10 protein-coding genes are annotated in these 12382 nt (G+C 40.4%); 7 read left to right on the top strand and 3 right to left on the bottom strand.

Translation table 11 applies throughout. The annotated features are described in order from the left end of the window. Positions 1–124: 124 nt before the first annotated feature. From F7734_RS45900 to F7734_RS45890, 3 genes are all read right to left on the bottom strand, one after another. Entirely contained in the window at positions 125–598 is a 474-nt protein-coding gene (locus F7734_RS45900; protein ID WP_155751012.1) for a TspO/MBR family protein, read from the bottom strand. Positions 599–826: 228 nt separating this feature from the next. Next, the gene (locus tag F7734_RS45895; RefSeq protein WP_155751011.1) at positions 827–1054 is read right to left on the bottom strand and encodes a hypothetical protein; all 228 of its coding nucleotides are present in this window, start codon (positions 1052–1054) and stop codon (positions 827–829) included. A gap of 259 nt (positions 1055–1313) precedes the next feature. Continuing rightward, positions 1314–1775 (bottom strand): hypothetical protein, encoded by a 462-nt coding sequence (locus F7734_RS45890; RefSeq protein ID WP_155751010.1) that lies wholly within the window; start codon positions 1773–1775, stop codon positions 1314–1316. 327 nt (positions 1776–2102) lie between these two features. On the opposite strand from F7734_RS45890, the gene F7734_RS45885 reads away from it, so the two are divergent. The 7 genes from F7734_RS45885 to F7734_RS45855 all read left to right on the top strand — a co-directional run bounded on the left by F7734_RS45885 (position 2103) and on the right by F7734_RS45855 (position 12253). Continuing rightward, a complete protein-coding gene (locus F7734_RS45885) occupies positions 2103–5996 on the top strand; it encodes an NACHT domain-containing protein (RefSeq protein ID WP_155751009.1) in 3894 nt (1297 codons plus the stop codon). Between the two features lie 530 nt (positions 5997–6526). Then, on the top strand, positions 6527–7324 hold the full coding sequence (locus F7734_RS45880; protein WP_155751008.1) for a radical SAM protein: 798 nt from the start codon (positions 6527–6529) through the stop codon (positions 7322–7324). Between the two features lie 514 nt (positions 7325–7838). After that, entirely contained in the window at positions 7839–8990 is a 1152-nt protein-coding gene (locus F7734_RS45875) for a penicillin-binding protein activator (RefSeq protein ID WP_155751007.1), read from the top strand. A 2-nt stretch (positions 8991–8992) separates the two neighbouring features. Further along, complete coding sequence (locus F7734_RS45870; RefSeq protein ID WP_155751006.1) at positions 8993–9850, top strand: branched-chain amino acid ABC transporter permease; 858 nt, start codon at positions 8993–8995, stop codon at positions 9848–9850. Then, the gene (locus tag F7734_RS45865) at positions 9850–10785 is read left to right on the top strand and encodes a branched-chain amino acid ABC transporter permease (RefSeq protein ID WP_155751005.1); all 936 of its coding nucleotides are present in this window, start codon (positions 9850–9852) and stop codon (positions 10783–10785) included. The genes F7734_RS45870 and F7734_RS45865 overlap by 1 nt, the downstream gene beginning before the upstream one ends. Beyond that, positions 10730–11497: an ABC transporter ATP-binding protein gene (locus tag F7734_RS45860; RefSeq protein WP_155751004.1), complete on the top strand. Its 768-nt coding sequence runs from the start codon at positions 10730–10732 to the stop codon at positions 11495–11497. Before F7734_RS45865 ends, F7734_RS45860 begins: the two co-directional genes overlap by 56 nt. Before the next feature lie 33 nt (positions 11498–11530). Then, positions 11531–12253, top strand: a complete 723-nt coding sequence (locus F7734_RS45855) for an ABC transporter ATP-binding protein (RefSeq protein ID WP_243147436.1) — start codon at positions 11531–11533, stop codon at positions 12251–12253. Positions 12254–12382: the final 129 nt, after the last annotated feature.

Below are 12382 nucleotides of genomic sequence, written 5' to 3'. Positions count from 1 at the left end.
CTACTAACTACTATCTACTAACCACTATCTACTAACCACTATCTACTAACCACTATCTACTAACCACTATCTACTAACCACTAACCACTAACCACTAACCACTAACCACTAACCACTATCTACTTTACGCATCTTTTGGATTAAGTTGTATCATTTTCCAAGTGGTATACGTACCAATGGGACTCCAAAGTAAATAGGGAACAATGAGCAGTGCTGCCCAACCAGAGACAGATAAAACTGCTAGTGCTAATATAATTCCTACAATAAAACCGGTACCGCCAACGATCGTACCCGCTTTCAAACTGCGAAGTCGAAGCATGACCGGGTTATAAGCGACTGTAACAATTTCTAAAAGGAGATATAAAACCATGAGCAACCAAGTTTTAGTTGTTCCTGGATTGTTTTCCCAAACAATATAAGCTGACCAAGCACCACAAATAAATACTACAGTCCAGATAACTGGGATTGCTGCCTCAAAAGTAAGCCATCTCGGTCTTTGCAAACGCTTAAACCATTTAACATCGTCGGGAGTAATGATGTTGGAAGCTAATGCAACCAAGAATGCCACTCCGCCAATCACCATCCAGGATTTAATCATCCTTCACCCTTTGCGAAGCTCGCATACAAGATTTCTAAGTCCAATTTTGTCAAGTTTTAGGCAAATAACTCATCAATCCTGAGTTTGATAAAGGAGTAGGAGTGGGCATTGGGAATTGGGCAATGGGCAATGGGCATAGAGCATTGGTTATTATTTCTTCCTTGTCCCCCTAGCCCCCTAGCCCCTAGTCCCCTAATCCCTCTTGCCCTAACCCCTAACCCCTAACCCCTAACGTAGAGACTCTAAAAAAGCTGTCACAATCATCAAACATAACAAGAGAATTGCGAGCTTACCAAACCAAGTACCCACAAAGGGTAACATTATTGTGACAATACTTGAAGCTCCAAAACTCGCTGAGACAAGGCAAACGATCGCAAACCCAAAGACTGCTAGCAGGAAATACTTGAAAAATCTAACAGTCAATTTGAATAAACGGCTGTATTGATTTGTTGTCATGGTGATGCACTCCAATAATTTTTGTAGGTAACTTGTTATCTGTTAACAAAAACTGAATTGCACGGTTGTCACAGTCTCAAGAGTGAAAATGCACCGCTCAACACGGCGGAAAAACAAGAATGGCAGGCGCATAGAATCTAAATTCTGTTGCACCTGCCTGGAATGGTAACCACCCTCTTTGCAAGGTTGTATCTTGGATTTTTTGTTAATTTGAGCCATCCTTGTAACAAGGATTGAAGCTTCACACTTGAACTATTTTCTAACTAGCGAGAAATTTGGTTTCTACAAACATCCTCCGACGAACAGTTTCTCCAACGAGTACGCGAACCCGTCCTGCATTGTTGATACATTCACTTCGTATAGTCAATCTGCCGCTCACAGAACTTTTCGTAGAGTTTTTTGCAAAACCTTTGACAGAACTTTTCCAAGTCCTCAACAGTTCGTGCTCTATAAACCCAAATACTTCACAAACGTCGCTTGGGTAGCAAGATTGCTTTTTCTGCAGGGGCTGATAAACCTGAACGTGCTCGCAACTCATACAAAAACTAATATTTTGCCAACCTTCAATCGAACCTGCGATCGCACCGTTCTTAACGACATCAGTACAAATCACAACCACACCATTACCTCCCCCTCGCCAAGTCGTATTGAGTAAAATTTCTTCACAACAATAATTGATAACTTTGTCAGGTGTATCGAGCTTGGCTGGAGAGGGATGCATATTATAGACCTCAAACACCAGTCTTTGTTTAAAGATATTTTAAAGAATATATGAGTAATTTTCCTCTGTCAAGTGGGTATTAAGTCAACTTAGCCTAAAGTTATGCTAATCCCTCACCTTGTTCCCAGCCTCAGGCTGGGAATGCCTTTAGAGAGGCTCTACCTCTATTTAACCCATGATGAAAGGTAGAGCCTCTCATACTGCATTTCCTGGTACAGCTAGGAAACGAAAGGAAGACTTCTAAGGAAACTTAACTTTTGTTAAGAAAGTTTCCAGCTAAGTTAGTTTATTCTTATATATTGGTCGAACCGCATTTTGGTGAAAGCTATGCCAGCAGACCGTATCCCCCAAGAGGTACTGAACTTGATTGAAGAAGCAGTATTGGCTGAGCGCAATCGTGCCCTAAGTGAGGGTGAAAAATTTGTGCTCAGTGGAATCTGGCAGGGAAAAACTTATGAAGATATGGCAAACTCAAGTGAGTATAAACTCTCTTACCTGATGCAATCTGCGGGACCCAGGCTGCTGAAACTTTTAAGTCGAGTTTTCAACTCTAATTTGAACAAGACTAACTTTCGAGTGGCAATTGAGATGAAATTAAAACAGTTGCATCCCAATGCTGATGCACTGTTAGCTCTACAAACTATATCTCCCCAGCCACCCGATCTAGACCAAAATATTCCTAAAACTCCCCAAAACCATTTTGACGAAACTTTAGATGTATCAGATTTAGTGTTTGTTGGGCGTAAAGACGAACTGAAAGAGATTGGAGAATACGCTCTAGACAAGCAAACAAAACTAACCATTGTTAAAGGTCCTGGTGGTATTGGGAAAAGTTCCCTCGTGTATCGGTTTGCTGACGAACAAGCCAATTTAAACAAAGACAACTGCGAATTTATTGCAATTATCTTCAAATCCTTGCGTCGCCCCAAAAAGCTAAACGAATTTATTTCTGAACTGCTTAATACTTGCTTTTCCTTACAAACACCAGATACAGAACTAGATGAAGCCAAAGCCTTAGAGCATTTAATTTCTCAACTCATTCAGTGTTTGCGAAGCTTTCGCTGTTTGCTGATTCTTGACGACTTCCAAACAGTTTTTAAATCTAAAGGTTTGGTGGGTGAATATGATATTGAGCAATATGGTGACTATGGCAAACTCGTAGAACAACTTGCAGCAGCAGGACATAACAGTCATATCATCATTACCTGTCGGGAATTTCCTCTTAAGGAAACCGATAATGAGTTGATTAAACGTCCAATTCGCTCTATTGATTTACGAGGGTTGAAATCCCATGAAGTGCAAACTATTTTATCTAAACGAAACTTACAAATATCTCCTAATGAGCTAAAACAGCTGACTGATAAATTGGGAGGTAGCCCTTTGGGAATTCGTCTGGTTGCAGCAGAGATTCAGTCAAGATATGGCGGCAGTGTTTCCGATTATTTAGAGGATATTAAAGTTTCTGATGATTTGGCTATTCGGGTTCAAGAGTTAATCGAGAATTTGACTCAACCAGAACAGGAATTACTATACCGAATTGCCAGTTATGGTAGGGCAGTTGCCTATTCTGAATTGCCAGAAGATATTCTTTCAGAAGACTTGTTGGTACGTCTCAAAACGTACATTGATTCCTTGAAAGGGCGATCGCTTCTAGATTTAGATAGTCGCAAACGCTACCTTGTCCACCCTGTAATTGCTGAGGGCAGTCGAGCATTAGTCATTCAAGATGTATTGCAAGATATTCAAAATCAGCATTTTGACGTGCTCGATACACTCATCCTAGTTAAAGCCACAGCCCAAGAGCAGGATCGTCAAGAACAAATTCGTTCAGTCCTACAACCCCTACAAGCAAGACTCAAAGAAGTTTTCAAAACCAACCAAGATTTAGCCGCTCATCTCAAACAATGCATTGCAACACTGCAAGTCAATCCCGAACGATGGTGTGGCTATGCAACCGGAAATCTCTTTAACCTGCTTTGCGGGCTTCAAATTGATATTGAAGGTTGGGATTTCTCCGAACTCACAATTCGGCAGGCAAATTTCAAAGGAGTCAACCTACGCTACACCAACTTTACAAATACCACATTAGTTGACTGCCTTTTCCCGGAAGGATTGGGATGTCCCGATACCATTGCCTTCAGTCCAAGAGAAGAAAAGATTGCCGTAGGAGATGCTGACGGCAAAGTGAGGCTGTGGCGATTTGATGGTACGAGCTGGCAGTTCGATCGCGCTTTTGAACGAGAACATACAGGTTGGGTGTGGTCACTGGCATTTAGCCCAGATGGTGAACTTCTTGCAAGTGGTGGCGACGATGGTAAAGTGAGGCTTTGGCGAGTCAACGGTAAGAAGAATCGCAGCTTTTTGCCCCCGTTAGAACATAGCGGTGCAGTAAAATCAGTAGGGTTTAGTGCCAACTTTTACTGTGGTAGTCGGGGGAACGATCGTGGATTTATAGCTGCTACAAATGACGAGGGAATGGTTAAGCTGTGGGATGCAAGCGCTGGGTTTGAAGAAATCACAGATTCGCACTTGAACAATCTTCGCGGAATTCGTATTGCCTTTTGTCCGAACCAAACTCAACAGCAATATTTCGCAGTAGGTTCCAATGAGGGGAACGTACAACTGTGGTATTGCCACAATAACCAACTGGAGTGTAAATGGGAATTAGGCTTGCACAGTTGTGCCATTTATGCCCTAGCATTTAGTCCCAACGGAGAGTTTTTAGCAACGGGTGCCGCCAATGGTTCGGTGAGACTTTGGCAAGTAGAAACAGGCGAACGAATTCAGTTGCTGAAACAGCAAAATGATGACATATTGAGCCATGATGATGCCATATGGGCTGTCAGTTTTAGTCACAATGGTGACTTACTCGCCAGTGCAAGTTACGACGGTAGTGTTATCTTGTGGGATTTAGTTGATGGGAGAGCAGTGCAACAACTGAAAGCACATAAAGGCAAAGTCTTAGGTGTTGCATTTAACCAAACTTCTCGCAATTTAGAACATATCCTCGTAAGTGCTAGCGATGACAAAACGGTGAAAAGTTGGAAAATTGAATTCAGCCAAAATGGTGAGAGAAGATGGAGGATACAGCCAACTCATGTATTTGAAGGTCTCACCAGTTGGGTATGGAACCTAGCCTTTAGCCCTGATGGAAAAATGCTAGCACTTGCCTGTGACGACGGGCAAATTCCCCTACTGCAAATTCAACAGGAATCAGCTAATCAATATTGTTTGGAACGAATTAAAGTCTTGCGAGGAGACTTTACCAGAACTTGGGCAGTGGCATTTAGCCCTAACGGTCAAGTTTTAGCATCTGGCGGATCGGATAACCAAGTCAAACTTTGGGATTTAGCAACAGGAACTCAAGTAGATATTCTTACAGAACATATCGATCCGGTGAGATCTGTAGCGTTTAGTCCAGATAATCGAGTCCTTGCAAGTACTAGCGCAGACCATACAGTGGTTCTTTGGGATCTGCGGGAACTAGATGAGTATTTGGAAACTTACCGTAGAAACTTGAGAGAAGGTAACTGGCGGAAGCTTGAGGGAATTGTTGAGTCGATCGCGACTTTAACCGAGCATGAAGGTCAAGTATGGTCGTCTACATTTAGCCATGACAATCGAATTCTGGCAAGTGCGGGTGAAGATGGCAAAATTGTGCTGCGAAAATTCAAGAACGGTACGGATGATATCTTTAAGGCGTTTGCTCCTCCAAGCCGTAACCCTGAAATTGAGATCGATATCCTGGAAGCGCATGAAGATAAGATTTGGGCGATCGCGTTTAGTCCCGATGACAGGTTATTGGCAAGTGCAAGTTCCGATCGCACTATCAAGCTTTGGGATGTTCAAACGGCAAAGTGTATTGCCTTATTGGAGGGTCACACCGATCAAGTACATTCTGTTGTCTTCAGTCCAAACGGTAAATTTCTCGTTAGTGGAGGAAATGATGCGGCGATTAACCTTTGGGATGTTCGCCAAACCAAGTTAATCAAAACCTTTTCTAAAAAACACGACCACTGGATTTGGTCAATTGCTTGGAACACTCAATATTCACTCGTTGCTAGTGGCTCTCATGATGAAACAGTTATTCTATGGGACATTAAAGGAAATGAAGTTGCCAAATTTATTAATCAACCCTTTGCTGGAATGAACATTAGGGGGATAAATGCTTTGCATGAAGAAAAATATAGGTTTTTGGACTTAGGAGCAGTTGAACAATGAACATCAACAAATGGGCGTTAAATATATATGATAACCAATAGGAAATGTGAAATCAATAGCTTAATCAAAACCAACTCAAAATCTAGAACCCGGTTTCGCAGGAGTTACCAGGTTTCTGAAGCAGTGCATTTAAATGAGAAGGTACGTTAAGGATTGTTCATAAGAATTTAACATTTGTACAGACGTTAAATACAACGTCTTGATTTGCTATGAAAATTTTAAATTTTTTGTGTAGTTTTATCTGACTATGATTTGATTTTTGAAGTATCCATAGAGTAAGCTCTAGCCCTACCTACAGTACTATAGAAAAAATTCCTCATTTTTTTAGAATTATCTAAATAAACTTTAGTACCTTTAATGAGGTAAAATTCTGTAGCGCCTTTAATGATAAAACAAAATTTTGTCTTCCTCTGCTCCTTTAATGATAAAGGAAAAGATTATTTTCCCGCTCTAAGGAGGAGATGTGTCAAGTTTGAAAATTATCAAAGGGGGTGGTGTGTTCATTTGAAAATTGTCTAAGAGGTAGTGCTGTGTCTCATTTGAATCTGGAAATATCGCGGAAATGCAATCAGAAGTGCTTTTATTGTTTTAATAATTCAGGCATCTCTGAAAAAACAGGTATAATCTCTTTTGAAAGCTGGCAAACCATCTTGGGAATGATGCATGAATCTGGCTTAAAAAGCGTTCACATTACAGGTGGTGAACCATTCATGTGGTCAAAAACCATTGATTTACTCTGCTACGCTCAAAACATTGGATTAGATACCAGCATTCTCAGCAACGGTTTCCAGATTGATAGCTTAGCTAAAACCCATGCAGATGTACTAATTAACTTGAAAGTCGCACAAATCAGTTTGGATTCAATGCATCCAAAAATACATGATTATCGTCGCGGTTGTGAAGGAGCATGGCAACAAGCGATGGATGCGATCGCTGCTTTGAGAGAACTCAATGTTTCTGTAGAAATTAGCTGCGTTGTAGATGATGAAAATGTTAGCGAATTAATAGCTATTGGGAATTTTGCGAAGTCTATTGGCGCAAGTTTAATTGTTCGCCCTTTAGTTAGCAAAGGTCGAGCTAGCACAACTAAAATCTCTTCTTTATGTCAAAAACGTTTAGAAAAATCTCTTATTGAATTAAAACAAGCAAATGTCAATGTCGTATGCGATCGCTTCAGCTATGTTCCTGTGATAGAGAGTACTGACGAACAGAATTGGCAGCAAAATATTTTCACAATTGAACCTGACGGGCGCTTTCGAGGAAGTAGAGGATTTGTTTACGGTAATTCAAGTATTACCAATGCTCTAGAACTACTTCAAGTTAGCTAAGGGAACTGCAAGATGTAAATTATCCCATATTGTGATGCCGACGTCCCTGTCCGTTCAATACTGCTCGGATAAGCATTTTAGTGGGGAAACCCAACAAATGTCTGTCAATGTTGGGTTTCGTTCCTCAACCCAACCTACGTGTTTTCGCATTTTTAGGCTTAACCGACAAGTATTGCCAGCCCTCTCTATGAGTAGCTGGGACGCCCGCACCACAATAAATTTTGGGACATTTTGTATTTAAAGGTCTCTAACCTGAATTTCTCACAGCCCAGTATGAAAATTTCTCTTCCCTACTTCCTATTTTTGTGGCAGAGTTATTTTATACAAAGGAAGAATAATCTTAAAGGTCTTAAACTGTCGTTTGCTTTTCATGTGCCTCCGCAAGCTAAGAACTAGTCCTTGCCTTGCGAACTTAGTTTGTATAGCCACGATTTCCAATCGTAGGTGCGTTTTTTCCAAATTGGGATGCTCCCTATCGAACCACCTTGCTACTCCCTATTTTTAGGACAGTACTATGAAACGTCGTCTTTTGATACGAACAATCCTTTTTAGTTCGAGTGTTCTTCTGGTTACGGTAACATCTTGCACTTCTATTAACAATCAATCTTCCTCTTATCAACCTCCAGAAATCAAGATAGGAGTGTTATTTCCATTAACTGGCGATGCTGCATCCTATGGTGAAAAAGGGAAAAAGGCAATTGAACTGGCGGTGGAAGAAATTAACGCCAAAGAGGTGAAGAAAGCTACGGCAATTTTTGAGGACTCGCGGGCGGAACCCAAAACTGGGGTGACAGCAACGCAAAAACTGATTGATGTGGACAAAGTTCCAGTGATTGTGGGCGATATTGTTAGTGCTGTAACCCTTGCGATCGCACCGATAGCAGAAAAAAACCAAGTCGTTGTTCTTGCTCCTACTTCTTCTGCTCCTGCAATCACAAATGCAGGCGAATATATCTATAGAATATGGCCAAGCGATCTCGTTGAAGGAACTAAAATTGCTGAACGGGCTGCTCAAAAAGGTTTTAAAAATGTTGCCATTCTCCACCTAAATAATGACTATGGATTGGCGATTGCAAACATTTTTCAGAAAACCTTTGAACAAAAAGGTGGTAAAGTTGTTTTGAAGGAAGGTTACCTTGACAAAGCAACTGACTTCCGCCCTGTATTATCTAAAATAGCTAATCTCAAACCCGATGTTATTTATGTAGCTGGCTACTTCGCTGATACTGCTCGTATTTTAAAGCAGTCTCGTGAGTTAGCAATTCAATCTCAATTCTTAGGGACAACAGCTATTGAAGATGATGAGTTTATTAAATTAGCTGGGAACGCAGCCGAGGGAATGATTTATCCTTTGGCGACTGGATTCGACCCCACGGTTATCAAAAACTCTAAAGTTGACAATTTTGTCAATTCTTTTGAGAAAAAGTATAAATACAAGCCTGGTTGGGTAGAGGGACATTCCTATGATGCTTTTATGATGGCTTATCAAGCTGCGAACAGCAGCGATGCTCAAGTCACCGGAACAAGTATTAAGAAATACTTTGATACGATGAAAAGCTATGAAGGCGTCACGGGAAAGATTGTATTTGATAAAAATGGAGATGTTGTTAAACCTGTAGTTTTTAAAACGATTCAAAAAAGTAAGTTTGTAGCTATAGGGAATTAATCATGGCTCAAATTATAGTTAATATAATAATTGCAACGGGAGTGACAACCTTAATAGCTCTCGGATTTGCACTTATCTATCAAACAACACACTTTTTCGATTTTGCCTACGGTATTATTCTAACTTCTGGGGCGTATTTCATTTTTTTGTTTAAGGAGTGGTTGCATTTTCCCCTGATTATATCAGCCATTATTGCTGCAATACTAAGTGCATTGCTTGGGTGTCTCATAGATTTTTTCATTTATCGGCAATTAAGGAAGCAAGGAGCAACTTCTTTGATTCTTTTACTTGCTTCTCTCGGCACGTATACTGTTTTGCAGAATGTTATTTCTATAATATTTGGTGACACCACTAGAACAATTCGATCTGGTATCATTAAAGAAGGAATAAGTTTTCTTGATGCTCGAATCACGTCTGTTCAAATTTCAATTGTTTGCGTCAGTCTCCTACTTGTCATTGCTGTTGCGCTTTTTTTGAAAAAAACGAGAACAGGACAGGCAATTCGGGCTGTTGCCAACGATCCCCAATTGGCTGAAATTGCTGGAATTAAGAGCGATCGCATAATTGGAGTCACCTTTGCTCTTGGTTCTGCCTTAGCAGGAGTCGCAGGTATTTTAATTTCCTTTGATATTGATGTGACTCCAACAATGGGTATGAATTCTATGATGGCAGGTGTTGTTGCTGCGATCGTAGGTGGTGTAGGGAGTATTTCTGGTGCTCTACTAGGAGCTTTGTTTCTCAGCACTGCTCAGAATGTAGGAGCCGCATTCATTGGCTTTCAATGGCAAGAGACGATCGCGTTCATCCTCTTGTTGGCTTTTCTTCTCCTGAAACCACAAGGCTTTTTAGGTAAAAGCTAATGCAATACCTCATTCATATCGGTATAGTTATCGGAATTTATACTATCCTTGCTGTTTCTTTAAATCTTGTAGCAGGATATACGGGATTGCTTTCCATTGCTCATGCAGCATTTTACGGTATTGGTGCTTACACCCTAGCACTCATGGCTTTAAACTTGGAAACACCTTTCTGGATAAATTGTCTGAGCGCGACGATTCTTGCAGGATTCATAGGGCTTATAGTAGGTATACCCGCTCTTCAAACTCGTGGTGATTACTTTACAATTGCTACCTTTGGGTTTCAAGTCATTCTTTTCAATATCTTTAATAATTGGGTAGATTTAACACGGGGACCGATGGGATTAACGGGAATCCCCCAGCCCAGTTTATGGGACTGGCAAATTTCTACTCCTTTAGAATTTCTGTTCCTTACATATGCTATTGGTATTCCAGTTTTAGGGATAGCTTACCGGATTGTGAATTCACCCTTTGGGAGAGTTCTGAAAGCCATTCGTGAAGATGAAATCTTTGCCCTCTTACTAGGGAAAAATGTTTTTGCCTACAAAATTACCATTTTTGTAGTAGGAGCAATGATGGCAGCAATCGCGGGCTGTTTGTATGCCAGTTACGTTACCTTTATCGATCCTACAAGCTTCACAGTGACAGAATCCATTTTTATCATTTCGATTGTGATTGTAGGTGGTGCAGGTAATTTGTGGGGTTCAATTGTTGGTGCAATCTTTTTAATTGCCTTACCTGAATTGCTGAGGTTTTTGGGCTTACCAATTACTTTAGCTGCAAATATTCGTCAAATCTTTTATGGAAGTCTCTTGATAGCTTTTATGCTTTGGCGACCACAAGGTTTGTTAGGAGAATTTTTCTTACAAACAAGGGAAAGATATGACAAACGTAAAATCAAATTTTTTAGTTTTAGAAAAAGTATCAAAGAGCTTTGATGGGTTAAAAGTTCTGAAGGAGATTTCCTGTTGTATTCAGTCAGGGGAAATTGTTGGCTTGCTAGGTTTAAATGGCTCGGGCAAAACCACACTTTTCAATGTCATGACTAATCTGCTGCGTGCTGATAGTGGGAAAGTGATTTTCCGCGAGCGCAATTTACAACAACTCTCTCCTCATGAAATTGCAAAAATCGGAATTACCAGAACATTTCAAGACTTGAGGTTAATTCGGCGTTTAACTGTACTGGAAAATGTCTTGCTTTCTTTTAAAAATCCTCCAGGTGAACAATTAACAAACTTGTTTCTCAACTGGAAAAAATCAGAAAATCTAGAAATTAGAAACACCCGAACTGCCCTGAGATTACTGGAAAATGTAGGATTAGCAGACAAAATCAACACTTTAGCTGAAGACCTTTCTTACGGTCAGCAAAAGCTTTTAAGTATTGTTTGCTGCTTGGCAACAGGTGCAGATTTGCTGCTACTAGATGAACCAGTAGCTGGAGTCTCTCCTTTAGCGATCGAGCAAATTATTCAGATTCTTAAAAACTTACCACTGCAAAATAAATCTGCTGTTTTAATCGAGCACAATCCAGAAGTGGTAAGAGAGGTATGCGATCGCGTCTTCTTTTTAGATGCTGGCTCTCTCATCGTGCAAGGTACACCAGAGCAAGTTTATAACAATTCTAAAGTTATTGAAGCTTACCTACGTTAAGTAGCTAGACAAATGACAAATGACAAATGACAAATGACAAATGACAAAAAAATTATGTTAACTCTCAAGAACTTAGAAACAGGTTATGGCAAAAAGCAAATTCTTTTTGGTGTATCCATTAGCGTAGAATTAGGTGAAATTGTTGCTATTATCGGACCCAACGGATCTGGTAAGTCCACAACACTAAAAGCTATCTATGGTTTAACTCCTATTTGGAACGGAGAAGTTGTTTTCAACAACAAGCGACTCAATGGTTTACACCCATCTCAAATGACAGCTTGTAGACTTGCATTTGCTCCACAAGGAAACCGAGTCTTTAATGAACTCACTGTCTTAGAAAATTTGAGCATCGGCGGACACAATTTGTCCCCTGCGAGGTTCAAACAACGCACTAAAACTGTTTTAGATATTTTTCCATTATTAGAAGAAAAATTTTACCACAAAGCAGGGAAACTCAGTGGCGGTCAACAGCAAATGTTAGCACTAGCTCGTGCTCTCATGCCCAATCCACTATTGTTAATGTTAGATGAGCCATCTTTGGGATTAGCACCGACAATATTGAGTATGCTATTTGAAAAGCTCGTTGAAATCAATCAAAGTTTCGGCACCACTATTTTAGTTGTAGAACAAAGAGTGCGGGAAGTGCTAGAAATTTGCGATCGCGTTTATTCCTTAAAACTGGGGAAAGTTTCGTTTGAAGGAAGCCCCAAAGAACTTCAGGCAAACCAACAAAAACTGAAGGAGTTATTTTTTTAACAACTGATTAACCTCACATAGGCGTTTCCGAATTTGCCAACAGTGTCCTTACTTTTCCCCATATTCTTTAAAGAATTTTCGGCGGCGAGCGCACGGGTGAAAATTGTAGAGAATCTACGGAAATAGGTT

The sequence above is a fragment of the Scytonema sp. UIC 10036 genome, from assembly GCF_009725235.1.
This window is presented reverse-complemented; position numbering and strand designations above follow the sequence as displayed.